The following is a 24,845-nucleotide window of genomic DNA, read 5'->3' on the forward strand; positions in this document are numbered from 1 at the left end:
TCGACGATCCGGCGCAGGGATTGGTTGATGCCAATTTGTGACCATATTAACAAAGCTGTCTTACCTGTCAACTGTACCTTATAGTATTTTTTGAGGGGGTTGTTGTGCCGTTCGTTAATAAGTTGCATGGACCGAATTTCGGGCTGGCTATACAGCATTGAACAGCATAATTTAAAGGGGCGATTACACTGGGCAGGATAATTTCGCGCCAGGCTCTGGGGGATGGAGTTTTGTTGCGGGAAGTTGACTTGACCATCAGAGATCGCAGTTGTTGGGGAGACTAAAAATATGAGTGAAATACATGTGCTAACGACCGGGGAAGCGGCCAGGTATTGCGGTGTAAACTTCCGAACGGTCATCCGCTGGATAGAGCGGGGACAACTCAAGGCTTACAAGTTACCTGGTCGTGGTGACCATCGCATTTGTGTAGAGGATTTTGTGGGTTTTTTGCGCGATAACGCCATGCCGGTACCGAATAATCTGGCCGTACCCAGCCGCAAGGTGTTGCTGCTGACCACGGATTCGGATCTGACTTCTGTGGGATGCCAGACATTGGAAAACATCGGCTGTGAAACAGAGGTGACAGGCGACAGTTTCTCTGCCGGTATTTTGTTGGCCCATATCAAGCCTGTTCTGTTGGTGATCGATGCAAATTTAGTGGGTGACGGTGGTTTCCAGATACTTGATTACCTGAGATCCCGTAGCGAGTATGCCAACCTGCGTATTCTCGTTGCCCCCTCTGGAGATGATCGTGACACAACCCGCTGGCTGGATGCCGGTGCCGATGCATTATTGAGCCAGCGGGAGGAACGTGGCGAGTTGGCAGCAAAGGCCAAATTGTTGCTGGAAGCCGAAGGTTAATCCGCCGATATACACTGGGGAGCGATCCGCAGGCAGTATCTCCCCTGTCGGGCGGCGCTGAATGGTTGGCGCATTGACATTCAGATGGGCTTCGGGATTAACATGGGCTCCTCTTCCCGCTCCTGGCGGTCGCGGCCTTGCTCAGGGCAGTGGTAGCTGGCTGTGACTTCCTTGCCATTGAGACTGTTGAGATGCACATCAAAACCCCAGAGCCGGTGTAGGTGTTTCAGTACCTCCGCGGTGTCTTTGCCCAGAGGTCGGCGCCGGTACTGAGTGTGATGCAGAGTCAGGGAACGATCCCCGCGGGTGTCCACCGCATAAACCTGAATATTGGGCTCGCGGTTGCCGAGGTTGTATTGGCCTGCCAGGTTTTCTCTCAGCTGTTGGTAACCGCGCTCATCGTGAATGGCGCTGACAACAATGTCTTTCTCTTTGTCGTTGTCGCTGATACAGAAGAGTTTCATATCGCGCATGACTTTTGGCGAGAGAAACTGCAAGATAAAACTCTCGTCTTTGAAATCGCGCATGGCGAATTGGAGTGTTTCCCGCCAATTGCTCCCGGCGATATCCGGAAACCAGCGGCGGTCTTCTTCTGTCGGATTCTCACAGACGCGTTTTAAATCAGTGAAAATACTGAAACCTAACGTGTAGGGGTTAATGCCGCTATAACGGGGGTTATCAAAGCCCGGCTGGTAGATCACATTGGTGTGGCTTTGCAGAAATTCCATCATAAAGCCTTCGGTGACCCGACCACGGCGGTAGAGTTCGGTCAGCAGAGTGTAGTGCCAGAAGGTGGCCCAGCCTTCATTCATGACCTGTGTCTGGCGCTGGGGATAAAAGTACTGCGCGAGTTTGCGCACGATACGCACCAGTTCCCGCTGCCAGTTTTCCAGTAATGGGGCGTTTTTTTCAACAAAATAGAGGATGTTTTCCTGGGGCTCATCGGGAAAACGTTTCTTCTTGGTAGTCTCCGAACCTTCGCCCAGTTTGGGAATGGTTCGCCACAAATCATTGAGCTGCCGCTGGCGGTATTCCTCCCGCTCCTGCTGCTGGCGCTCTTCTTCAACGGCCGAGATGGGATAGGGTCTTTTGTAGCGATCGACCCCGTAGTTCATCAGGGCATGACAGGAATCCAGGATTCCTTCTACTTTATCCAGGCCATAACGCTCCTCACAGCGGGAGATGTAGTTCTTGGCGAAAATCAAATAATCGATAATACTGCTGGCATCGGTCCAGGTGCGAAAAAGATAGTTGCCCTTGAAGAAAGAATTATGCCCATAGGCGGCATGGGCGATAACCAACGCCTGCATCGTCATGGTGTTTTCCTCCATGAGATAGGCGATGCAGGGGTTGGCATTGATCACTATTTCGTAGGCCAGTCCCATCAGGCCACGCTGGTAGCTGTTTTCGACGCTGATGAACTGTTTGCCGTAGGACCAGTGGTGATACCCTACCGGCATTCCAACCGAGGAATAGGCATCCATCATCTGTTCCGAACTGATCACTTCAATCTGGTTGGGGTAAGTATCGAGGCCAAACTCTTCCGCCAGTTCGCCAATGGCGCGATCATAGTGTTGGATCAATTCGAAAGTCCACTCGGAGGTGGTGGAGATGGGGCCTTGTGAATCGGCTTTTGGTGCGTCGCTGCTGCTGGCATAGGTGTCTAGCATCGGGCTGTTCCCTTCTGGCCAAACAGTTGCCGGAAGACCGGGTAAATATCCTGCACCCCGACAATCTGTTCCATAGCAAAGTGGTTTGGAAACAGCGCGCGCACACTTTCGTACTCGTCCCACAGGGCCTGGTGATCGCGCGGGGTGATTTCTACATAGGAGTAGTACTGCATGTGGGGCATGATGTCGTCGATCAGGATTTTGTGGCAGGTGCTGGAATCATCATTCCAATTGTCTCCGTCGGACGCTTGGGCACCATAGATATTCCATTCACTGTCGGGGTAGCGATCATGCATAATCCGGCGCATCAACTTGAGTGCGCTGGAAACGATGGTACCCCCGGTTTCACGAGAGTAGAAAAATTCCTCTTCATCTACCTCCTTGGCACTGGTGTGGTGGCGGATAAAAACGACTTCGGTATATTCGTAGCTGCGCTGGAGAAACAGGTAGAGGAGCAGGAAGAAGCGCTTGGCCATGTCCTTGGTGGCCTGATTCATGGAGCCGGATACATCCATCAAACAGAACATCACTGCGCGGGAGCGGGGCTTTGGCTGACGAATCAGCAGATTATATTTCAGGTCAAAATCATCCAGGAAGGGGACGCGGCCAATGCGATTGCGCAGTTCTAAGATGTGACTTTTTAACGTGTCAATTTGCCGTTGGTCGCGCAGTGTGGAGTCTTTGTTTTCCTCTTGTGCAAGGGTTGTTTCCAATTCGCGGAGCTTGCGCCGTTTGTTGCTGGTCAGGGCGATTCGGCGCGCGTGGGCCGCTCTGAGGGAGCGGATCACATTCAGGCGGCCCGGGGTACCCTCGTTGCTGATGCCGGCGCGAATGACCCGAAAGGCTTCGTTACCGGCCAGTTGCTGCTTGACCATATTGGGCAGCTGCAGTCCCTCGAACATAAAGTCGAGGAATTCCTCCTGGGAGATCTGGAAAACAAAATCGTCGACGCCCTCACCGCTGTCGCTGGCGCTACTGCCACTGTCCCCGCCGCTTTGTTTCTGGCGTGGAATTCTATCGCCGGTCGTGAACTCCCTGTTTCCCGGCAGAATGTGTTCGACATGCCCGCCGGTGCCATGGGAAAACAGGGGCTCGTTGATATCACGGGTGGGGATGCTGATTCGCTCACCCTTGTTCATGTCCATGATTGAACGGCTGTTCATGGCATCGCCAACCGCTTTTTTAATATGGGCCTTGTAACGCCTGAGAAAACGCTGGCGATTCACTGTGCTCTTCTTTTTCCCATTCAAGCGGCGGTCGATGATGTAACTCATATTGCTGTCCTGCCCCTGAACAAACTCAATCGGTGCTGCTTGTCATACAAGTCTTTACAGCTGGAGCGAGAGGGGAGAGTGCAAATCCCCGTGCCTGCAAACCGGCAATCAGGCAGGTTTCACCTGAACGGAATGAATGGCTGTGAAATACTCTCCCAATAGAGTGAGACTGCCTGGATGTCAATTCCTTGTGCCGGTGGGTGATTGAGGAGGGCAGCGTTCTGCATTGCAGTAACCCATAGACTGCCTCTTTCCTGCAAGCGGGAAAATTACTGTGACTTCCGTACACGGAGATACCATTCAGACAGCAGGCGAACCTGTTTCTCGGTGTAGCCGCGCTCTACCATGCGCGCCACAAAGTCCGCATGCTTGCGTTTGTCGTCAGCGGATGCCTTGGTGTTAAAGGAGATAACCGGAAGAAGATCCTCGGTATTCGAGAACATTTTCTTTTCAATTACGGCGCGCAGTTTTTCGTAGGATCTCCAATCCGGGTTTTTACCCTGATTATTGGCCCTGGCCCGCAGCACGAAATTAACAATCTCATTGCGAAAGTCTTTCGGGTTGGAAATGCCGGCGGGTTTCTCGGTCTTTTCCAATTCTTCATTGAGCGCGCCCCGATCCAGTATCTCACCGGTTTCTGGATCCCGGTACTCCTGGTCCTGTATCCAGAAATCGGCATAAGTGACATAGCGGTCGAAGAGGTTCTGGCCGTATTCTGCATAGGATTCCAGATAGGCGGTCTGGATTTCCTTGCCGATAAATTCCACATATCTGGGTGCCAGATATTCTTTGATAAAACCCAGATAGGTTTCCTGTATTTCCGGTTGAAACTGCTCTTGTTCTATTTGTTGTTCCAGTACATACAAAAGATGAACCGGGTTGGCAGCTACTTCTGTTGCATCAAAATTGAAAACTTTGGAGAGTATCTTAAATGCAAAGCGTGTAGACAGGCCCGTCATACCTTCATCGACGCCGGCATTGTCCCGGTACTCCTGTATCGTCTTTGCCTTGGGGTCGGTATCCTTAAGATTTTCCCCATCATAAATGCGCATTTTTGAATAGAGGCTGGAATTTTCCGGAGCCTTGATCCTGGACAATACAGAGAACTGTGCCAGCATGCGCAAAGTATCCGGTGCGCAGGATGCCTTTGAGAGGGAGCTGTTTTCCAGTAACTTCCGATAGATCCTGATTTCCTCCTGGACACGTACACAGTAGGGTACCTTGACAATATAAATACGATCGAGGAATGCCTCATTGTTGCGATTGTTGCGAAAGCTCTGCCACTCCGATTCGTTGGAGTGCGCAAGTACCGTGCCGTTAAATGGTATTGAACCAAGTCCCTCTGTACTGTTGTAATTGCCCTCTTGGGTGGCTGTCAATAGTGGATGCAGCACCTTGATAGGAGCTTTAAACATTTCCACGAATTCCATCAACCCTTGATTTGCACGACACAGACTGCCGGAAAAACTGTAGGCATCGGGATCGTTTTGCGGGAATTCTTCCAGTTTTCGAATATCTATCTTGCCAACCAGGGAGGAAATATCCTGATTGTTTTCATCGCCGGGTTCCGTCTTGGAGATCGCTATCTGATCGAGGATGGAGGGATGAACCTTCACTACACGGAACTTGCTGATGTCCCCGTTGAATTCGTGTAGCCGCTTGACCGCCCAGGGTGACATGATGGTATTGACATAGCGCCTGGCAATGCCGTAGTCCTCCTCCAGAATGCGTCCATCCTCCCCCGGTGAAAAAAGGCTCAAGGGTGATTCGAAAACAGGTGAGCCCTTAATTGCGTAAATCGGCACTTGTTCCATGAGTGCCTTGAGGCGTTCGGCCAGAGAGGATTTGCCGCCACCTACCGGGCCCAACAGGTACAGAATTTGCTTTTTCTCCTCCAACCCCTGGGCGGCATGTCGAAAGAAGGAGACGATTTGTTCAATCGCCTCTTCCATACCGAAGAATCCGCTAAAGGCCTTGTAGCGCTTGATTACCTTGTTACAGAATATTCTGGACAGGCGGGGATCGTGAGAGGTGTCGATCAGTTCTGCATCGCCGATCGCCATGAGCATTCTCTCGGCGGGGGAGGCGTAGGCGCCGCGATCCGTTTTACATAGCTCCAGGTATTCCTGAATACTGAGTTCTTCGTTCTGGATAGACTCGTATCTCTCCAGATAGTGGTTGAAAATTGTCACGATATTTACCTCCCTGTAGTGTACCGGGAAACACCGTATCCGGCTTATCGTTCGGAATCAGTGCACCGGTTACTCCGTGGCAGCGCGACCTGTCCATCCGGGGCGATCTGTATGGATGGCTGTAGCACACTTTTTGCCTTCGCGGAGGTGTATTTGGCGTGAAACTCGGTTAAAATCACCGCCCTTCGCAACAACTGCATGTTACCTGTACGGCAAGGGCCGGCATCGACCCACGGTATCTCCCGTGCCGTGTTGTTCACCCTGTGATCAGTGTGTTGGGGTGACCAGGTTTCCTCTTTGCTACAGAATGTTAAATAACCCCTGCTTTTCCAGCATAGCTTTCCGTCTTATTGCGATACTGGAATAGCATCTTTATAGGTTGAAAATAGCGGCATTTTACCTTTTGCCGTCTGCTTTTTGGCCGGATAAACAAATTTGAGCGTGTCATTATGGCAATTCTGGTGACTGGCGGAGCGGGTTATATTGGTAGCCATACCTGTATTGAATTACTGAATGCAGGTTTTCAGCCGGTTGTGGTGGACAATTTGTCCAACAGCTGTGAAGAGTCCCTGCGCCGGGTGGCTTCTATCACTGGCAGGACGGTGCCTTTTTACCCCCTGGATATCGGCGATCAAGAGGGATTACGCCGGGTCTTTTGTGAATATGAAATTGCTGCGGTGATGCATTTTGCCGGACTGAAAGCTGTCGGTGAATCTGTTACCAAACCCCTGAGTTACTATCAAACCAACCTGGCCGGTGCGCTGGTCCTGATTAAGTTGATGGAAGAATTCGGCGTAAACCGCCTGGTCTTCAGCTCCTCGGCTACCGTGTACGGTGATCCAGTGACTGTGCCGATCCGGGAGGATTTTCCTACCGGGGCCACCAATCCCTATGGAGCCAGCAAGCTGATGGTGGAGGGTATACTTCGGGATATCTGCGCTGCACCTGAAAGTCACTGGAAGGTGAGCCTGCTGCGCTATTTTAATCCCATCGGCGCCCATAAAAGTGGCATGATTGGTGAAGATCCACGGGGCATCCCCAACAATTTATTGCCTTATGTGTCTCAGGTGGCAGTCGGTCGTCGCCCCTATCTGCGGATATTTGGCAATGATTACGATACGGCAGATGGCACTGGCGTGAGAGATTATATCCATGTGGTCGACTTGGTTCGCGGCCATCTGGCTGCACTGAAACTGCTGCTACAGAAGACAGGAAACGCCGTCTGCTATACCCATAACCTTGGGACGGGCCGCGGGTGTTCAGTACTGGAAGTTGTACGTGCATTTGAAGTTGCAAGTGGCAGGGAGGTTCCCTTTACCATTGTACCGCGCAGGCCCGGAGATATCGCACAGTGCTACGCTGATCCAGCCCTGGCCGAGAGGGAACTGGGGTGGAAAGCCGAGTATGGTTTGCAGAGAATGGTTGAGGACGCCTGGCGCTGGCAATTCCGGAATCCGCACGGCTACACCACCGAGTGAACTCGATAATCACCTGTTGGGGAGTAGTTGGATGGAGAGTCCACTGATGCCTGTTTTTCTGCTCACATTTCCGGGGAATGCTATTTTTTCGGCAAGTAATCAAACCTCAGCCCGATGAACTTGAGCCGGAGAGTCGTTGTCATTGGTACCTGTGATTAAATCCGTCCGGTGCAATTGTGCTAGTATTTTCCGGGGACCATCCAATCAGTCCTGAAACACCGCTTTGGTTACCAAAAAAATAATCCAAGCGGTTGGGGAATTTCAGCCAAAACAAGCACAACAATTACTATGAATACGTCCATCCCTCCCAGACTCCCCCTCTTTATTAACGGTGAATGGATACAATCCAAGAGCGACCATTGGCTGGATGTAACCAATCCCGCCACCGGGGAGGTCCTGACCCAGGTGCCCTGTGCTTCCCACGAAGAGCTGCAAAACGCCGTCACCTCTGCCCGGGATGCATTTTTAACATGGCGGGACACACCCATACCTACCCGCGCGCGCGTCATGCTCAAATATCAGGCCCTCCTCAAGGAGCACCAGCAAAGCCTGGCGGAAATTCTCTGCGAGGAGACCGGCAAGACTATTGAAGATGCCAAAGGTGACATCTGGCGCGGTATTGAGGTTGTAGAGCAGGCGGCGAATGTCGCCAGCCTGATGATGGGGGAAACGGTGGAAAACGTCGCCAATGCCGTCGACTGTTACTCCTACCTGCAGCCGCTGGGTGTATGTGCCGGCATCACGCCATTTAACTTTCCCGCAATGATTCCGCTGTGGATGTTTCCCATGGCCATTGCCTGTGGCAATAGTTTTGTCCTCAAACCATCGGAGCAGGACCCGGTCACGCCTTGCAGGCTTGCAGCACTGTTTGAAGAGACGGGGGCGCCCAAAGGACTATTGCAGGTGGTGCATGGCGGTGGAGAACAGGTGGATTTCCTGCTCAAGGCACCGGATATCCGGGCAATTTCCTTTGTGGGATCGGTCCCCGTAGCCCGGCATATTTATCAGACCGGTACCGAGTACCTAAAGCGGGTACAGGCATTTGCCGGCGCCAAGAACCATATGGTGGTGATGCCCGATGCCAACAGGAGCGCTGCAATCCACCATCTAGTTGGCTCTTCGGTTGGTGCGGCGGGGCAGCGCTGTATGGCGATATCCGTAGCCGTTTTGGTTGGTGAGGCACAGCAGTGGAAAAGTGAAATCCGCGATAGTATGGCCAAGGTGCAGCCCGGTCACTGGAAGAACCCGCAATCTGACTACGGACCAATGATTTCCGCCGCGGCGCGGGAGCGGGTACTGGAATATATCGCCAGGGGCAAGGCAGAGGGCGCCGATTGTATGTTGGACGGCTCCGTTGTATCCATGGATGGATATCCCGATGGCAACTGGGTGGGACCGACTCTGTTCGCCGATGTCACTCCGGAGATGTCCATTTACACCGACGAAATCTTCGGCCCCGTTCTATGTCTTGTCAACGCGGATACTTTGGAGGATGCGATTCACCTCGTAAATCAATGCCCCTATGGCAATGGCACATCCATATTTACCGCCAGTGGCGCCGCCGCGCGCAAGTACCAGCATGAAATTTTGGTGGGCCAAGTGGGGATTAATGTACCTATTCCGGTGCCCTTGCCATTTTTCAGCTTCACTGGCTGGCGCGCTTCCTTTTATGGCGACCTGCATGCCTACGGCAAGCAGGCAGTGCGCTTTTACACAGAAACCAAGACAGTAACGGCGCGCTGGTTTGATTCAGATATCGAACATGCACAGCACGCGAACATGACAATAAACCTCAAATAGTCACCTGCCGGGAAGCCAACCGGGCACTGACATTCGGAGAGTGCAATGACAAAGACAGTTGCCTTCTTTGGACTTGGGCACATGGGCGCTCCCATGTCCTTCAACCTGCTGAAAGCGGGATTTCAGGTCAAGGGATACGATCCGGTCGGCGCCTCGCTTGACAGCGCGGGTAGTCGAGGTGTGGAGGTATGTACCACCCCGCACCAGACTGTGGTGGGTGCAGACTTTATTGTCAGTATGCTGCCTCACAGTGCCGCGGTGGAGTCCCTGTATCTCCATGAGGAAAAATTACTGGACCAGATCGCACCAGATACCCTGGTGATCGATTGTTCCACTATTTCTGCCACCAGTGCCAGGCACCTTCTGGCTGCAGCCAGAGACAAGGGGCTGCACGCCATAGAAGCGCCTGTATCCGGTGGCGTTGCCGGGGCCGTGGCCGGTACATTGAGTTTTATGTGTGGTGGTGACAGTCATGATGTGGAGCGGGCGCGGGAAATCCTTCGGCATATGGGAGTCAATATTTTCCATGCGGGCCCCGCCGGGTCTGGTCAGACTGCCAAGATCTGCAACAACATGCTCCTGGCTATCCATATGATCGGCACAGCCGAGGCCCTGCAACTGGGGGTGGACAACGGACTGGACCCCAAAGTGCTCACAGAGATTATATCAAAAAGCTCCGGGGCCAATTGGTCTCTGCAAACCTATAATCCCTATCCGGGGGTGATGGAAAATGTACCCGCAAGTAATCAGTATGCGGGAGGGTTTATGGTGAAATTGATGTGCAAGGACCTGGGCCTGGCACAGCGTGCTGCAACCGATAGTAAAAGCTATACACCACTGGGTTCACTGGCTCGCAACCTGTACGGGATACATAACCTGGCAGGGAGTGGAGAACTGGATTTCTCCAGTATTCAGCAACTTTTCCAACTGAAATAGCCGGGCAGTTTACTGCGGTCCAAACCTGTTACTGATACTGGTAACTCTGGTAAAGGGTGTCCCCGGCAGCGCAAATCGTTTGGTTTATCCGGCAATCATGAAAAGGGGTGCCTGAGATCTACTCGGTTGAAAGTGAAGCAGTTGATTGTACTCAAGCATGCTGATCGATTTTTTCCGTGTTTTCTGTCAATTCTGACCATGTGAAACCTCTTGCCAGTTCCCATTCTGAAAACAACCGGCAACTTGTTAAACTGACAGCAATCGGTCTCAGTTTATCTGTGCAGCGGGTTTTCTGCCATCGATGATACACAGAGAGAGTGGTTGGTTTTTCTACAGTAGTTGGCAAGTAAGCAGCTTGGAGTTTGGTTGTGCGCCATATGTCTGAACAGGGATATATATAGGTTGCCGTCAATTTCATATATCGGAGGGTTTTTATCAGCATTTTTTCATATTTTCCGGTTTGGTGATTATCGCGTTTCGCTATAGGTGCTGACATGGTGAACCGGATTTTTGGTAAACGTCACTGAATACAGTGAATGCTTGGTTTTTTGAACCTCCTGAAATTGATAGTTGGTCAGAACTGACTGGTTATTAACAGTATAACCAGGCGGTAAATTGTATTTCAGTGTTCAAGATGGGAGCGTTGATTTTATTCGGAAGTGAAGACTGCAAATTCATTCAGTAAACGAGAACTGTCTCTAATTAATCCCCCCTTAAAATGCATTAAAGTTTTTACAGGCAAAAAGTTTGCAGCGTGATTTTGCCTTTTTTGCACAAATGTCGAATTGTCATATTGAATAAGATATTTAAGTTAGTGCAAATATCCTAAAAATGTTGATCGCGTTCATTACAGGAGAACGCGCTTCAACATAAACCTATCCATATAAGAATATGGATCATGGAGAAGAAAATAATGAATATTCTCTCTAAGAAGTCTCTCAGGGCTGGTTTGACGATGGCTGCAGTGGCAACCGGCCTTCTTTCTTATAGTGCTTATGCGGTTGAGCGCGATGCGGGCACTGATTTTTCCAATATGCCGCAGCGTATCATTGTGCAATATAAAGACACCAAGGTTCGTGACTGGGCCGGCCAGGCAGCTGCGCTTGCACAGCGGGGCGGCCATGGAATGACATACGTGCGCAGTTTGGCATTGGCGGACCGCCAGGTATACCGGTTGAATAAGCGCATGACGCCGGGACAATTAAAAAAGCTGGAATTGACATTGGAGGCGGATCCAAATGTCCTTGCTGTTGAAGAGGATGTACTGATGCAGCCACAATTTATACCGAATGACACTTTTTACAATGTGCAGTGGCATTACTTCGAGGCCGTCGGCGGTATCAATCTTCCTCCAGCGTGGGATAAACAAACGGGGGCCGGTGTCACCGTAGCTGTGCTGGATACCGGTTATGTCTTCCACTCAGATCTCCACGCCAATATATTGCCAGGCTACGACTTTATCAGTGATGTTTTTGTGGCCAATGATGGCAATGGGCGTGATCCGGATGCCAGCGATCCGGGGGATTGGGTGAACGCCAACGAGTGCGGCCCTTTTAATCCACCGCAATTCCGGCCCAGCAGTTGGCATGGTACCCATGTTTCCGGCACCATCGCCGCTGTAACCAACAACAATCAGGGTGTGGCTGGTGTCGCCTTCGATGCAGAAGTGGTTCCGGTGCGGGTACTGGGCAAGTGCGGTGGTTTTCTCTCGGATATTGCCGACGGTATTGTCTGGGCATCTGGTGGCAGTGTAAGTGGTGTACCGGCTAATGCCAACCCCGCCCAGGTGATCAACATGAGCCTTGGGGGCGGCGGCGCTTGCGGTTCCACCTATCAAAGTGCCATCAATACAGCCGTGGCCAATGGCACCACCGTGGTAGTCAGTGCGGGCAACAGCAATGCGAATGCATCCGGTTTTCGACCGGCAAACTGTGCCAATGTGATAGCCGTTGCTGCGACCGAGCGCTTTGGAGCCCGCGCTTACTACTCTAACTTTGGTGCCACCGTAGATGTCAGTGCGCCAGGGGGAGATGTGGCCTTCAATCCTACCCACGGAGTCGCTTCAACCCTGAACGACGGCCAGACCAGTCCGGGCAATGAGAACTATGTGTACTACCAGGGCACCTCTATGGCGGCACCCCATGTATCCGGTACTGCTGCGCTTATGTACGCCAAGAATGGTGGCCTCACACCAGTGCAGGTCGAAAATATCCTGCAGCTCACCGCCCGTCCCCTGCCCGGTCCCTGTACCGGTGGCTGTGGTGCTGGCATTATTGATGCCAATGCTGCAATCGATGCCGTACCCTAGGGGGTGCCACAGGCTAGGACCGTCAAAATACCGGACAGCACTGCCGGATGTCGACCCTAACTGGAGAAGTGATACTCTATCGGTATAAGGGGCGCTATGCGCCCCTTTCTGTCTCTCTTGCTTCCTTTCTGGTCGGCGTTTGCTCTTGGGACAACAGCGTCAGATGGCTGGGTGGGATGGTCAAAATAGGAAATGGAATAGGTTGTCTCTTTAAGGGATAGAAAACGGATATGCACAGAACTTTTTGCAAGACCACAGCTTTCTATCCGCAAAAGAGCAGGATGGCCTGATACTACTCACACGATCCTTACCAGGAAGCTTGTGATGCGGGGTTTCTGTCTGGCGCGTAGTCTTTATATTCTCAAACTGTTTTTGAGTCAGCCTGTGGTGTCTGAATTTTAGTAAGAAACCGGTGATAGATGGGAGTCCTGTTTGTCGATATAGGGGTTTATTTCAAGTGCAGCACATGAAAATGAATGCGCAGCCGTGCACTTGTTCACAGAGCAAGGGATCGCGGGCTGATTTTCACCGGGTTAACGTCGAGTTGTGGGCAATGATACTCACGGCAGATCCGTGCGAGCGCTTGAGCGACAGACGGGTGCATACCGTTACATTGTTTTTAGAGTGCGGAAAAAATTCTCCGATGAAGGCGGTTTGAAAGGCCTCGATTGCTCTGTAGTGCTCAGGGCGCCTCCACCTGGCAATACAAGGGCTTCTCCCAGGGAGAATTTGCCGAGCAACGCCTTCCCTGGATGCCAATACGTAAAGGTGATACGCCCCGGTGAGACACTAATCGGCTTTCGGTTTTGGCCGTTCCAAAAACTCTTCCGGGTGGACAAACTCCCGCATAAAGATCTCCCAGAAGGCGAGAAACAGTGCCGCGAGTAGCGGGCCTATGGCAAACCCACTGATGCCAAACATAAACAGGCCACCCACTGTTGAGAACAGTACGAGATAGTCCGGAAGCTTGGTATCCCGCCCCACAAGAATCGGGCGCAGCAGATTGTCCACCAGGCTGATAACGGTGAGTCCATAGGCGAGCAATATGGTAGCTTTTACCGGCTCGCCAATGGCATAAAGATAGATGGCCGCCGGAAACCAGATAAGGGCAGCGCCAACAGCCGGCAATAGGGATAGCAGGGTCATCAATACACCCCACAACAAAGGTGCAGGGAGACCGAGTACCCAGAAAATAATGCCACCCAGTGTGCCCTGGGTGACGGCAACAACCAGATTCCCTTTGATTGTAGCGCGGGTGACTTCGGCGAACTTGGCCAGTAGCAGGTGTTCGCGCGCATCGCCCAGGGGCAGTGCGTGGATAATCAGATTGACCAGCCTTTCGCCATCGCGAATTAAGAAGAAGGTCAAGTAGAGCATTAACCCCAGCATGACAAAAAAGTTGACGGTGTTTTGTCCCACTTCAATAGCATTTTTGGCGACGATGCTGCCGGCATTCATAATGCCGCCAAGCAAACGCTGTTTGGCCACTTCGATATCCACACCGATGCTCTCGAGTGTGGTGTTGAGCCTCGGGAAGGCGCTGCGGATCTGCTCTAGGGATTTGGAGATATCAATCTGCCCTTCCTGTACCTTTTGGTACAGGCTAACCGCCTCGTTGATAAATGAGGTGGCCACCACAAGCACCGGTATTACCAGCAGGACAACACACATCAGCAGAGTCAACAATGCCATGGCATTGGGGGAATTGGGAAAACGCCCCATCAGGTAGCGGTACACCGGATAAAAAATCAGGGCAATGGCGCAGGCCCAGAAAATCGGTGTGAAAAAGGGTTTCACAAGCAGCAGAAAGGCCACTGTCACCAATAGCAAAGATAAGATGAATGAACGTTTTTCGAGCTTTTCCTGCACCGGAAATCCCTCAGCCTGTGTGGTTGCCCTGTGGTTACAGGGCCTGATTTGTATTCTATATAATCAAAAGCGGGAGGGATTTACCAGCGTCTGTAACCACAGGTATCCACGTGAAAACGGATGCTCTTATAAATGCCAAGGCCCATCTTCCACGGTCGGCCATTGCGGCGGTGGATATCCCTGAGTACCGGCACCAGTTGCTCTCGCGAGAAATTTTTCTTTGGGACTACATCCAGACCGCAGAAGAGCAGGTGCTTGCTGCCCTTTGAACCGCCCGCCTTGCGGTTGTAGCTGGCGGTGCGCCATCCGGACAGGACAGTCACCGGACCGATACGCGGTACTATTTCCTGCCGGATGACTTTCAGGGTATCCACTACGGTTTTCCAGTATTCCTCCGGAGGGATGGCGAAGGGGGGTTCGTTCAAATCCCGCCAGTCACTGCCCTGGCGCAACAGCTCAAATGGCGATACGACCTTGTGTACCTGATTTGCCTGCAGAAAAACTTTCAGCCTGGAAAACAGATGCCGGTTGTTGCCCTGCTTGAGGAAACGGGTGAAGGCTCTTTCCGAGGCTGCTGGATAGCCCTGAATATCGTACACATTCGGGATTTCAAGTAGCGGCAGTAAGTCTATGGGGTTGATCACCCGATCTCCCAGTTCGCGCATTCTGTCAAAAGTGGCAAACAACAGGATAATAGTGGCGACAATCAGAATGGCGCCGGTGAGAATGATCCGGCGCCGCCGGCTCTGACGTTTAATCGGATTGCGGTCCTTATTTTCCTGAAAAATCATGGAGGGCGCTCACCAGTTACCAGATACGGTAGCCACAGGTGTCGATATGAAAACGTATGCCGTCACCGAGGCCCAGACCGAAAAGGCTTTCCGGCCCGAGCTGCGCGTGCAGGGTACGTAACTCTTCCATCAGTTCACGGTGGCCGAAATGGGATTTCGGTATCAGGTCGAGGCCGCAAAAGTTCCGGTGTCGGGCTTTGTCGCTGTGTTCCAGTTTGCGGTTGTAGTCATCGGTGCGAAAGGCAGAGATCACGTGCACCGGGCCGATCAGAGGCTGCACTTTGTCTCGCAGCAGCGCCAGGGTACCCACTATATTGTGCCATTGTTCCCGCGGGGGTATGGCGTAGGGCGGCTCCCTGAGTTCGAGCCAGCCACTGCCCTGGCGCAACAGATTGTGTATCGGGGTAATATCGTCAACGCCATGGGTTGCGAGGAAATGCTCCAGGGCATTCACCCGCTCCCGGTTATTGCCGCTCTGCAGAAAGCTGTTGAAGCTTTTCAAGGTGGCGATACGGTGCCCTTTCAGCTGTTCATAGGGTTTTTCCTGGGATTTCAAATATAAGAACAGCCACAGGGCCAGTAGAACCGCGGCCAACACCAGACTCAGACAGCCCACTACTGCGGGGTGTACCCGTCTTCCCGGAGACTGGTATGGATAGGTTGCCCTTACACGGGTTACAGCATTGTCAGTAGACATGGAGTTGGTGTCTGCTCCGGTGCCAGGGGGCAGAGTCAGTGGTAATGGCGCCCGTCTCTTCGGCGCCTCTTTACTCACTATAGCCGTAAAATTCAACAAACCGGGGTATTGGGGCAGGCAAAAAAAAGCCCCGGACCTTGCAGTCAGGGGCTGTGTTGCGCACTCAGTGGTTTGGAGGGGTCCGGAGGGACACTTCCAAGGGTGAGGGATCAGGCTTTGGGGCCGGCGTTTTTGACTTCCTCACTGACGCTGAATTTCTCGATGTTTTCGGCGAACAGCCGAGCCAGTTTACCCGCCTGGTCGTCGTACGCCGCCCAGTCGTCCCAGGCTTTGCGTGGGTTCAGGTAGGCGTTATCCACACCGGGCACTTCCAGCGGAATATCCAGATTCAGGATATCCAGGTGCTCGGTGGCGACGTCTTCCAGTGCACCGCTCTGGATAGCGGCCACGACGGCACGGGTTACGGGGATTGGGAAGCGTTTACCATTGTCACCGGAACCGCCGGTCCAACCGGTATTCACCAAGTATACTCTAGCGCCGGAATCCTCGATACGCTTCATCAGCAGATCGGCATATTCCCGCGGCGGGCGCGGCATAAAGGGGGCCCCAAAGCAGGTGGAGAATGTCGGGTGGATCCCGGCTTCCGCACCGAGTTCGGTAGAGCCGACGCGAGCGGTGTAACCGGACAGGAAATGGTAGGCAGCTGCCTCTTTGGACAGGATAGCGACAGGGGGCAGCACGCCGGATACATCGCAGGTCAGGAAGATCACATTCTCTGGCTCGCCGGCGCGGTTTTCCAGCTGGCGCATTTCCACATGCTCCAACGGATAGGAACAGCGGCCGTTTTCAGTAAGGCTGGTATCGCTGTAATCAGCGGTGCCGGCCGTGTTGGTGACCACATTCTCAACAATGGCGCCGAAGCGGATGGCATTCCAGATGACCGGCTCGTTTTTGCGGCTCAGGTCGATTGTCTTGGCGTAGCAGCCTCCCTCCATATTGAAAACGGCGCCCTTGGCCCAGCCGTGTTCATCGTCGCCGATCAGGTAGCGCGCCGGATCGGCGGAGAGTGTGGTTTTGCCGGTACCGGACAGACCGAAGAACAGGCAGGTATCACCGTTTTTGCCCACATTGGCGGCGCAGTGCATGGGCATCACATCTTTTTCCGGCAACAGGAAATTCTGTACGGAAAACATGGCTTTCTTCATTTCACCGGCGTAACGCATGCCCGCCAGCAGCACTTTGCGCTGACCGAAGTTGATGATCACGCAGCCCTCTGAGTTGGTACCGTCGCGCTCGGGGTCGCAGGAAAAATGGGGGGCGTGCAGAATGAGCCACTCTTCCTTGCCTTTGGGGTTGTACTTCTGCGTACGGATAAACATATTGCGGCCGAACAGGTTGTGCCAGGCGGTCTGGGTGGTGACCACAACCGGCAGATAGTGGTCTTCGTCCTGGCCCACATGCAACTGCTGTACAAAGCTGCTGCCGCCGGCAACAAATGCCTCTACGCGATCCCAGAGGGCGTCGAATTTGTCCTGAGGGAACGGACGGTTGATATTGCCCCAGGCAATGCTCTCGGCAGTGGAGGGCTCTTCCACCACAAAGCGGTCCGCCGGTGAGCGGCCGGTGCGGGTGCCGGTTTCAGTGACCAGTGCGCCTGTGTCGGATAGCTTGCCCTCGCCGCGTGTCAGAGCCTGCTCTACCAGTTGTGCTGGCGAAAGGTTCTTGAAAACCAGCGCGGTGTCGTCGATCTGTGCCATGCGTCGATTACCCATGAAAGTTGGAGACTAAAAAACAAGGGCCGCCAGGAATTTTGGACAGCCAGGCAAAATTTGGGGGGCGCATTATGGCAAAATTCAAAATAGGCGGGTAGCAAATGCCAGTATTTTCTGCGGATTCGCGGTGCAGTTGTCTTAAAATGAGCACTTTCTATTCTTGTTATTTATGAACTTCTTGCCCATTATTTGGTTTTTGAATTTTGATGGCATGCTTGCAGCGCATGCCACCCCATTGTGGGTGGCCTCCCTGTAAAGGCCGGCCCGCTCAGTGCAGGGTATGGGGTGGTGCATTGAGCAGCACTTCGATCTGGTCTCGGTCAAAATGGTAGCGGGCATTGCAAAACTGACAATTTGTAACGATTTCTCCGTTCTGCTCATCCAACAGCTTGTACAGATCCCCGGCGCCCAGAGATACCAGTGCCCTGGCGCTGCGTTCCCGCGAGCAGCTGCATTTGAAGCGAATTGTGTCCGTGCCCAGGCTTGCGGGCTTTAATTGGTGGAACAGGCGGTGAATCAGTTCGCGGTGTGGGAGCGTGTATAGTTCACGGGCAGTCACGGAGTCGGCCAGATGCCGGGCGGTTTCCCAAGCGTCACGGTTCTCCTCGGCGGAGGCGGCATTATTACCCGGCAGTACCTGTAGCATAATACCACCCGCTTGGTTTCCGTCGCATTCCAGCCAGAAGCGCGTGTCCAGTTGCTCCGACTGGGTGAAGTAGTCTTGCAGGCATCCGGCCAGATCCCCCTGTTCCATGGGCACCACGCCCTGGTAGCGCTCACCGCGCTTGGGTTCCAGAGTTATGGTCAGGGCACTGTGGGCACCGATCAGTTCCCGCAGGCCGGCCTGACCTGCAATCGGTGCACCCTCAGTGATGCGCGCTATGCCGCGCAGATCGCTGTGATGGGTGCATTCCGCCATGATCAGTGAAACTCGCCCCTTGCCGCGGGCCTGCAGGCTCAGCAAGCCGTCAAATTTCAGGGTGGTGGAGAGCAGGCAGGCGGCTGCGAGAAATTCCCCCAACAGGCGTGCCACCGGCGCCGGCAGGGGGTTGTTTTCCAGTACCGCCCGGTAGGCCTCAGAAAGGGTCACCACCTGCCCGCGAATATCGTGTTGGGAGAGGATAAAACGCTCCAGTTGGTCGGACATAGGTCGAGTGCCTCGGTATAAAACCGGGGGATTTTAGCGGCGGGCCTGCTTGAATGGTAGACGCCGGATGGGCGCGCAGGGTATACCCTTTGGCTTCTAGTCGCAGCGTTGTGCGATCTCATGGCTGAGTTTCTTTGCCATTTGCTGGCGTTCGCGCTCGCTGTAGCGCACTTCCCGACCGTTTTCATCGATAAAGGCCACGCGCCCGTTGAGGGCATTCAGGCGCTGGCGCGCCTGCTGGCAGATACGCTTGAGTGCACGCTGCCGCGCTTGCTGTTGCTGTTGCTGTTGCTGTTGTCTGTGCTGTGCGTACTCGCGCTCAATATCATGGGGCCGGCGGCCCTCGGCAGATCTCTGAGTCCTGTTGCCGTCGATGGAGTTGATGGGCTCGAGTTTGTCGGAGATATCCTGAGCCTGTGTCTCCACTGGTGGCCGGTCGCTAAAATACACACGGCCATCCTCGTCGACCCAGCGATACAGTTCACCGGCCGCGGCACCCATGGCCAGCAGCAGGCTGGCGCAGGCCATGCCCCATTGCGCAGTGTTCATGGTGCCTTGCGGATTCACAGTCTTGGAGCCTTATTCTACCTTGTTGGCCAACTGGCTGAATAACCCCCGCGAGTGGCGCTGGGGAATTTGGTAGGTCTGCAGAATCAGGGATTCCTGTTCCCGGGCTTCAGCGGCATCCAGCACCATTCGGTAGCCTGAGCGGTCGCGCAGCTCGATAAAATCGGCTTTGTTGGTCTCCATCAGTTGGGCAAATCCATCGAAGTCCTCGACACTGTGGCCATTCACCGAATCAATAATCCAGTTTTTCCAGTCGTGATAGCCGAGGTTGACGTTGGCCGGCAGCACTTTCAGGGCCACGACCAATTCGCGGCGGCCCTCCTCACTCCACTGATTGCGCGCATACAGGTAGTCAATAGGAGCCTTGGAATGCCAGTTGTTGCCCCAGCGCTTGATCAGGTTCATGTTGAGGGGCACAAATACCACGCCGCCGTAAATGTAGTAGCGCGGCTGCTGGTCAAACTGTTCCCCCAACACCAGTGCCCGTGAGGGCGGCGCTGCGGCCAGGGTAACCCGGGCGGTTTTCTCCTCGCCGTTACGGGAGAAACGCACCGGCAGGTGATCACCCACATGGTGTCGGTCCACGGCATAATGGTAGTTAGTGCGTTGGTTTTCACGCCACTCTACGGTGCGGTCCGCGGCTACCTTGAAGCCGTCCACTTCCAGCAATACATCGCCGGGCCGGAAAACCCTGGCCGCGGGGGAGTCGCTGAATACCTTCACAATCATGGCGCCATCCTGGGCCTCACTGAGACCGGCGGCCTTTTTCATGGATGGGCTTTCCAGGCTCTGTGTCACCGCACCCAGTTCGGGAAAACCCTGGTGTATGCCATCTTCGGCGTCTTCGAGGACATGGGTGATCACACTGGGCGGTACAAAGTAGCCGAGGTTTTCCGCACTCTGGTTGGTTTGCATGGCCACACCGACGATGTGCCCGTTGGAAATCACCGGGCCGCCACTGTTACCGGGATTGATCGCGGCGTCTATTTGCCCGGCCATCAGGTAACTCTCTGCGTGGGCGTAGTACTGGTGCTCTACCCGTGACAGGACGCCGCGAGTGATGGACAGGGATTTGCCGCCGATGGGATAGCCATAGACTGTGACTTCTTCTTGCAGGTCGGGCAATTTGCCCAGCGCCAGCGGGCGGGTATCCGCAAAGAAATGCTCATCGTCTACGGTGAGCAGGGCCAGATCTGCATCGTGGGAGACGAATTTCACGCGAGCGCGGTATTTCTTCGCGTCACCGTGGCGCTGCACCTGTATAAAACTGCCATTGGCTACGACGTGGGCATTGGTGAGGATCTGCTGGTTGCGGATCACCGCACCGGACCCGGACAGTTGCTTGGGGTTGAGCAGGGCCCAGGGGTTGAAGTAATCCGGCGCAGCGGCCGTGGTGTAGATTTTGATGATTGAGCGTTTGAGCTGCTCGTGTTCGCGGCTGTCGGCTGCCGCAGGCTGCATGCCGGACAGAATCAGCAGAGAGATGGCGATCAGTTGTTTCATCATGGCTGTTTTCTAACAGGTTAAGTGGGGCCAGTGTAGCAACAATCGGGGGCGGTGGCGGAATTTTCACCAATTTGTTGGTCCGCACCTATTCCTGCTCCCGCAGGAAACGGTGGATTTGGCGGCGCTGTTTTTTATTGGGGCGCTGGCGCTGGACACCCGCGTTGGCGGCCTGGCGTTCAGCGCGCTCCCGCCCGCGTCGAGCGATGCTGTGTTCGGTTTCCCGGTACAGCGTGCGGGCGAATTCAGCGTCGCGACGCCGGTCGCAGAGGGCGGTCACGGCGACTTCCACCAGGTCCCAACCCTGACGAATACTCAGGTTGGTGCCGACGGTAATTTCCCTGCTGGCCTTGACCCGCTGGCCACCGATGTGGATCTTGCCGCCTTCAATGGCCTGTTTGGCAAGAGTGCGTGTCTTGAAAAAACGCGCGGCCCAGAGCCACTTGTCGATGCGGAGTTTTTCCATCGCAGTGTATGCTTGAAGGTTCAGTATTTCGTGCACTTTGGCTGTCGGGGCTGTGCGCTGTGCCTCACCGCCATAATCTCGTCAAAGTGGTGAATGGCTTCAAAATCGGTAATTTCCCGACTGGGTCTGCGGCTGTCGGGCTGGCGGATACACAACAAGTGAGCGATACCGTAGGCCTGTGCGGCAGCCAGCACACTCTGGTTATCATCCACAAGCAGGGTACGCAGTGGATCGAAGTCCAGGGCTCTGTGCAGTGTATGCCAGAAGCGGCTGCTCTCTTTGGCGTACCCGTAGTCGTGGGAGGAGATGATGCCGTCAAACCAGCTGCCAATGCCGGTAATTTCCAGCTTGTGGCTGAGGCCCTGGCGGTGGGCGTTGGTGACCAGAAAGGTGGGCTTGTGCAACTGCTGCAGGCAGTGCAGAAAGGCTTCTGTATGGGGGCGCAGGGCAATGCGCTCTTCAATCTCGCGCAGAATTGCCAGGATGTCCAGCTCCAGGGTCTTGGCCCAGAAATCCAGGCAGTACCACTCCAGGGTGCCGCGGCGCGCGTCGATTTCCCGCTGCAGTTGGTATCTCGCGCGCTGTAAATCCAGACCGTGCACCTGCGCATAGCGCTTGGGCAGGTGGTCGAACCAGAAGTGGTTGTCGTAGTGCAAATCCAGCAGGGTGCCGTCCATGTCCAGCAATACGGTATCGATACTTCGCCAGTCGAGCATGAGGCCTATCTACTATCAGCGGTAGCTATGGGAAGCCAAGGTGTCGTTGTCCTTCGCTGTCCCTGTCTGCCAAGGGTTACATTATGCCTGGGTGCGGCGGATGCCGTACAGGATGAAAAATTGTGCACTGTAATAGGTGAGCATAATCGCTGTATCGGCAAGGGGTATGGGGGCAATAAACCTGTTCAGTGCAATCAGGGTATCGGACACCATAAAGGTGACGGCTCCGCCAAAAAGCAGGGCGGAATCCCCACGGTGGGCAGCGGCCCCCAGCGCCATAACCACGATGGCCAGCAGGTACAACAGCACTGCCGGCGCCAGATCCGCACTTGCGGGAAGGATCAGGCGTGCCAGCAGGAATGCGGCGACCAGTACAGGGACGGCACGCAACAGACTGCGCCGGTTGCGAAAGTCGGCGCTGCGCAGGAAGTTGCCGGCATAAATCAGCTGAGCCAGCAAAAAGGCACCGAGTCCAGCAATAAACTGATTGGGAAAATCCATCTCCAGCAGGACATCACCGAGTGCCGAGAACGCCAGTGCCGCCAGGGTCAGGGCGCGGGTAGGTCCCCGCAGCTGGCGCAGGGCGATGGCCCCCAGGATGGCGATAGGCAAAGCTTTGAGGGAGGCCATCCACAGTCCTTGGATACCGAGGCCCTCCAGCAATATAAAAAGCGCAGCAGTGCCGATAAACGCGGCGGGCAAAAAGTGCTGCGGTTGTGCCGCAGGGGTGTTGGGGAGAACTTTGGATGGCATGGTGATACCCTGGTTGTGATTGTTATCTCGCATTTGTACTGTTGTCCGGGGCGCTGGTCCGCTTTACCGCCAGGTTTGGATTCTGGCCCGCGCGCCCCGGCCAATTATCCTCTTGGGTTACTATTCCCCAACAGAAAACCCTTGTCCAGGCAGGCCGCTCGCCTGCGGACACCCAATTGATGGAGAGCTTTATCGATGAAAGCAGCGAATATTCTCGAAACCATTGGCAATACCCCGCATGTAAGAATCAACCATCTGTTCCGCCCCGATATCGAGGTGTGGATGAAAGTGGAGCGTTTTAACCCGGGCAGCAGTATCAAGGATCGTATTGCCCTCGCCATGATCGAGGATGCGGAGCGTCGCGGTGCCCTGCGCCCCGGTGGCATTATTATTGAGCCGACCTCCGGCAACACCGGGATCGGCCTGGCGATGGTGGCAGCGGTAAAGGGCTACCGCCTGATTCTCACCATGCCGGAGTCCATGTCCCTGGAGCGCCGCCAGGTGATGAAGGCGATGGGTGCGGAGCTGGTGCTTACACCCAGGGAACGGGGCATGGGTGGCGCTATTGAGCAGGCCGAAGCGCTCAGAGCGCAGCATGATAATAGCTGGATGCCCCAGCAGTTTAGTAACCGCGCCAATGCCCAGGTACACCGGGAAACCACCGCCAGGGAAATTCTGACGGATTTTCCCGACGGGCTCGACTATCTGATCACTGGGGTCGGTACCGGCGGGCATATCACCGGTTGCGGCGAAGTGCTGAAGATGGCCTTTCCCAAATTGCAGGTGTATGCGGTGGAGCCGGAAAAATCCCCGGTGATCAGTGGGGGTGAGAAGGGGTTGCATCGTTTGCAGGGAATTGGTGCCGGCTTTATTCCGGAGGTACTCAACACCGAAGTTCTCGACGGCACCATTCTGGTGAGTGAGGAGGACAGCTTCGAACTGACACGCCAGTGTGCTGTAAAGGAGGGCATTTTTGTGGGTATCTCCTCCGGCGCCAGCCTGGCCGCGTTGAAACGGCGCGAAGGGGAGTTTGCTCCCGGCAGTCGCGTATTGGTGTTCAGTTACGATAGCGGCGAGCGCTACCTGTCCGTTAAAGATCTTTTCTCCGCCTGAGGCCTATAATAGCGCGCAGTCAGAGTAAGGAGCTTGCATGGACAAGGCGATATTGGAACAGGTGATTGCTATCTGCACCGATGCTGGTGCGGCAATCCTGGATATCTATCACAGCAGTGCCGAGCTGCAAGTGGACACCAAGCCGGATGATTCACCGGTAACAGCGGCAGACCTGGCCGCACATAAGGTCCTGGCCCCGGCCCTGGCACAGATCCTCGAAGGCGTGCCGGTACTGTCGGAGGAGCAGGCCATCCCCCCTTTTGCAGAGCGCAGCCAGTGGCAACGCTATTGGATTGTCGACCCTCTCGACGGTACCAAGGAGTTTATTCGCCGCACCGGAGAATTTACCGTGAATGTGGCACTTGTTGAAAATGGCAAGCCGGTGATGGGTGTGGTACATGTGCCGGTTCTGGGGATCACCTATGCCGGTTGCAGTGACATTGGCGCTTTTAAGCGCACGGCGTCCGGTGATGTGGCAATCCATGTGCGCTCACTTGGGCCTCGCCTGGAGTCCGGTGAGCCCGTGGCACTGGTGGCCAGCCGCAGCCATGGCGCTGGCGTGGTAGATCAACTGGTGGAGCGTATCGAGTCCAGGCTGGGCACTGTCGAATGTAAAAATATGGGCAGCTCCCTGAAATTGTGCCTGGTGGCAGAAGGTGCCGCGGACCTCTACCCGCGACTGGCGCCCACTTGCGAGTGGGATACCGCCGCAGCCCAGGCAGTGGTCGAGGCCGCCGGTGGTGTTGTAGTCGACGACCAGTTCCGACTGCTGCGTTACAATCGCAAGGACTCACTGCTCAACCCGTTTTTCTTTGTGATCGGCGATAAGTCTTTCGACTGGCGGGATTTGCTCGTGACCGACCCCCCGGTGCACTAGGGTTGCCCAGCCCCGCCCGTTGGCGGCGGGGGTGTCCACCGCGAACCCCCCGTTG

The 24,845-nt window shown here is 54.5% G+C and carries 20 protein-coding genes; 7 read left to right on the plus strand and 13 right to left on the minus strand.

What is annotated here, in order from left to right; translation table 11 throughout:
* The first annotated feature begins 288 nt into the window (after positions 1–288).
* Positions 289–861, plus strand: a complete 573-nt coding sequence (locus M8T91_RS01900; RefSeq protein WP_301416288.1) for a helix-turn-helix domain-containing protein — start codon at positions 289–291, stop codon at positions 859–861.
* A gap of 80 nt (positions 862–941) precedes the next feature.
* Here M8T91_RS01900 and M8T91_RS01905 read toward each other — a convergent pair whose 3' ends face one another.
* The 3 genes from M8T91_RS01905 to M8T91_RS01915 all read right to left on the minus strand — a co-directional run bounded on the left by M8T91_RS01905 (position 942) and on the right by M8T91_RS01915 (position 5,997).
* Positions 942–2,531 carry a SpoVR family protein gene (locus M8T91_RS01905; protein ID WP_301416290.1) on the minus strand — a complete coding sequence of 530 codons (1,590 nt, stop codon included), beginning with the start codon at positions 2,529–2,531 and terminating at the stop codon, positions 942–944.
* A complete protein-coding gene (locus M8T91_RS01910) occupies positions 2,525–3,805 on the minus strand; it encodes a YeaH/YhbH family protein (RefSeq protein ID WP_301416292.1) in 1,281 nt (426 codons plus the stop codon). Before M8T91_RS01910 ends, M8T91_RS01905 begins: the two co-directional genes overlap by 7 nt.
* 269 nt (positions 3,806–4,074) lie before the next feature.
* Entirely contained in the window at positions 4,075–5,997 is a 1,923-nt protein-coding gene (locus M8T91_RS01915) for a PrkA family serine protein kinase (protein ID WP_301416294.1), read from the minus strand.
* Positions 5,998–6,446: 449 nt separating this feature from the next.
* Between M8T91_RS01915 and galE the strand changes: the two genes are divergently transcribed.
* The 4 genes from galE to M8T91_RS01935 all read left to right on the plus strand — a co-directional run bounded on the left by galE (position 6,447) and on the right by M8T91_RS01935 (position 12,519).
* Positions 6,447–7,475: a UDP-glucose 4-epimerase GalE gene (gene galE, locus M8T91_RS01920; RefSeq protein ID WP_301416296.1), complete on the plus strand. Its 1,029-nt coding sequence runs from the start codon at positions 6,447–6,449 to the stop codon at positions 7,473–7,475.
* A gap of 288 nt (positions 7,476–7,763) precedes the next feature.
* A complete protein-coding gene (locus tag M8T91_RS01925; RefSeq protein ID WP_301416298.1) occupies positions 7,764–9,275 on the plus strand; it encodes a CoA-acylating methylmalonate-semialdehyde dehydrogenase in 1,512 nt (503 codons plus the stop codon).
* 45 nt (positions 9,276–9,320) lie between these two features.
* Positions 9,321–10,211, plus strand: coding sequence for a 3-hydroxyisobutyrate dehydrogenase (gene mmsB / locus M8T91_RS01930; protein WP_301416300.1), 891 nt, complete (start codon positions 9,321–9,323; stop codon positions 10,209–10,211).
* 913 nt (positions 10,212–11,124) lie between these two features.
* Complete coding sequence (locus M8T91_RS01935) at positions 11,125–12,519, plus strand: S8 family peptidase (RefSeq protein ID WP_301416302.1); 1,395 nt, start codon at positions 11,125–11,127, stop codon at positions 12,517–12,519.
* Positions 12,520–13,308: 789 nt separating this feature from the next.
* Here M8T91_RS01935 and M8T91_RS01940 read toward each other — a convergent pair.
* The 10 genes from M8T91_RS01940 to M8T91_RS01985 form a co-directional block, all read right to left on the minus strand.
* Positions 13,309–14,388, minus strand: coding sequence for an AI-2E family transporter (locus M8T91_RS01940; protein WP_301416304.1), 1,080 nt, complete (start codon positions 14,386–14,388; stop codon positions 13,309–13,311).
* Between the two features lie 80 nt (positions 14,389–14,468).
* Positions 14,469–15,179 carry a D-Ala-D-Ala carboxypeptidase family metallohydrolase gene (locus M8T91_RS01945; protein ID WP_301416306.1) on the minus strand — a complete coding sequence of 237 codons (711 nt, stop codon included), beginning with the start codon at positions 15,177–15,179 and terminating at the stop codon, positions 14,469–14,471.
* A gap of 16 nt (positions 15,180–15,195) precedes the next feature.
* The gene (locus tag M8T91_RS01950; protein WP_301416309.1) at positions 15,196–15,876 is read right to left on the minus strand and encodes a hypothetical protein; all 681 of its coding nucleotides are present in this window, start codon (positions 15,874–15,876) and stop codon (positions 15,196–15,198) included.
* 209 nt (positions 15,877–16,085) lie between these two features.
* Positions 16,086–17,633: a phosphoenolpyruvate carboxykinase gene (locus M8T91_RS01955; RefSeq protein WP_301416311.1), complete on the minus strand. Its 1,548-nt coding sequence runs from the start codon at positions 17,631–17,633 to the stop codon at positions 16,086–16,088.
* 283 nt (positions 17,634–17,916) lie between these two features.
* Positions 17,917–18,795, minus strand: a complete 879-nt coding sequence (gene hslO, locus M8T91_RS01960; protein ID WP_301416313.1) for an Hsp33 family molecular chaperone HslO — start codon at positions 18,793–18,795, stop codon at positions 17,917–17,919.
* Between the two features lie 96 nt (positions 18,796–18,891).
* A complete protein-coding gene (locus M8T91_RS01965) occupies positions 18,892–19,344 on the minus strand; it encodes a DUF4124 domain-containing protein (RefSeq protein ID WP_301416315.1) in 453 nt (150 codons plus the stop codon).
* A gap of 30 nt (positions 19,345–19,374) precedes the next feature.
* On the minus strand, positions 19,375–20,868 hold the full coding sequence (locus M8T91_RS01970) for a S1C family serine protease (RefSeq protein WP_301416317.1): 1,494 nt from the start codon (positions 20,866–20,868) through the stop codon (positions 19,375–19,377).
* Between the two features lie 85 nt (positions 20,869–20,953).
* Positions 20,954–21,331, minus strand: a complete 378-nt coding sequence (locus tag M8T91_RS01975) for an Hsp15 family ribosome-associated heat shock protein (RefSeq protein ID WP_301416319.1) — start codon at positions 21,329–21,331, stop codon at positions 20,954–20,956.
* 20 nt (positions 21,332–21,351) lie between these two features.
* Complete coding sequence (yrfG, locus tag M8T91_RS01980; RefSeq protein ID WP_301416321.1) at positions 21,352–22,047, minus strand: GMP/IMP nucleotidase; 696 nt, start codon at positions 22,045–22,047, stop codon at positions 21,352–21,354.
* An 81-nt stretch (positions 22,048–22,128) separates the two neighbouring features.
* Complete coding sequence (locus M8T91_RS01985; RefSeq protein WP_301416323.1) at positions 22,129–22,800, minus strand: lysoplasmalogenase; 672 nt, start codon at positions 22,798–22,800, stop codon at positions 22,129–22,131.
* A 195-nt stretch (positions 22,801–22,995) separates the two neighbouring features.
* Here M8T91_RS01985 and cysK point away from each other — a divergent pair, with 195 nt between their 5' ends.
* Together cysK and cysQ are read left to right on the plus strand one after the other, a co-directional pair.
* Positions 22,996–23,913, plus strand: a complete 918-nt coding sequence (gene cysK / locus M8T91_RS01990; RefSeq protein ID WP_301416325.1) for a cysteine synthase A — start codon at positions 22,996–22,998, stop codon at positions 23,911–23,913.
* Positions 23,914–23,950: 37 nt separating this feature from the next.
* Positions 23,951–24,790, plus strand: a complete 840-nt coding sequence (cysQ, locus tag M8T91_RS01995; RefSeq protein ID WP_301416327.1) for a 3'(2'),5'-bisphosphate nucleotidase CysQ — start codon at positions 23,951–23,953, stop codon at positions 24,788–24,790.
* The last annotated feature ends 55 nt before the right edge of the window (positions 24,791–24,845 follow it).

It is taken from the genome of Microbulbifer sp. MI-G (assembly GCF_030440425.1).
Taxonomy (GTDB): domain Bacteria; phylum Pseudomonadota; class Gammaproteobacteria; order Pseudomonadales; family Cellvibrionaceae; genus Microbulbifer; species Microbulbifer spongiae.

Excerpts from the sequence above, each read along its gene's own strand:
- M8T91_RS01900 (WP_301416288.1), top strand. The coding sequence starts at position 289 with ATGAGTGAAATACATGTGCTAACGACCGGGGAAGCGGCCAGGTATTGC.
- M8T91_RS01905 (WP_301416290.1), bottom strand. The coding sequence starts at position 2,531 with ATGCTAGACACCTATGCCAGCAGCAGCGACGCACCAAAAGCCGATTCA.
- M8T91_RS01910 (WP_301416292.1), bottom strand. The coding sequence starts at position 3,805 with ATGAGTTACATCATCGACCGCCGCTTGAATGGGAAAAAGAAGAGCACA.
- galE (WP_301416296.1), top strand. The coding sequence starts at position 6,447 with ATGGCAATTCTGGTGACTGGCGGAGCGGGTTATATTGGTAGCCATACC.
- M8T91_RS01925 (WP_301416298.1), top strand. The coding sequence starts at position 7,764 with ATGAATACGTCCATCCCTCCCAGACTCCCCCTCTTTATTAACGGTGAA.
- mmsB (WP_301416300.1), top strand. The coding sequence starts at position 9,321 with ATGACAAAGACAGTTGCCTTCTTTGGACTTGGGCACATGGGCGCTCCC.
- M8T91_RS01935 (WP_301416302.1), top strand. The coding sequence starts at position 11,125 with ATGAATATTCTCTCTAAGAAGTCTCTCAGGGCTGGTTTGACGATGGCT.
- M8T91_RS01945 (WP_301416306.1), bottom strand. The coding sequence starts at position 15,179 with ATGATTTTTCAGGAAAATAAGGACCGCAATCCGATTAAACGTCAGAGC.
- M8T91_RS01950 (WP_301416309.1), bottom strand. The coding sequence starts at position 15,876 with ATGTCTACTGACAATGCTGTAACCCGTGTAAGGGCAACCTATCCATAC.
- M8T91_RS01955 (WP_301416311.1), bottom strand. The coding sequence starts at position 17,633 with ATGGCACAGATCGACGACACCGCGCTGGTTTTCAAGAACCTTTCGCCA.
- hslO (WP_301416313.1), bottom strand. The coding sequence starts at position 18,795 with ATGTCCGACCAACTGGAGCGTTTTATCCTCTCCCAACACGATATTCGC.
- M8T91_RS01965 (WP_301416315.1), bottom strand. The coding sequence starts at position 19,344 with ATGAACACTGCGCAATGGGGCATGGCCTGCGCCAGCCTGCTGCTGGCC.
- M8T91_RS01970 (WP_301416317.1), bottom strand. The coding sequence starts at position 20,868 with ATGATGAAACAACTGATCGCCATCTCTCTGCTGATTCTGTCCGGCATG.
- M8T91_RS01975 (WP_301416319.1), bottom strand. The coding sequence starts at position 21,331 with ATGGAAAAACTCCGCATCGACAAGTGGCTCTGGGCCGCGCGTTTTTTC.
- yrfG (WP_301416321.1), bottom strand. The coding sequence starts at position 22,047 with ATGCTCGACTGGCGAAGTATCGATACCGTATTGCTGGACATGGACGGC.
- M8T91_RS01985 (WP_301416323.1), bottom strand. The coding sequence starts at position 22,800 with ATGCCATCCAAAGTTCTCCCCAACACCCCTGCGGCACAACCGCAGCAC.
- cysK (WP_301416325.1), top strand. The coding sequence starts at position 22,996 with ATGAAAGCAGCGAATATTCTCGAAACCATTGGCAATACCCCGCATGTA.
- cysQ (WP_301416327.1), top strand. The coding sequence starts at position 23,951 with ATGGACAAGGCGATATTGGAACAGGTGATTGCTATCTGCACCGATGCT.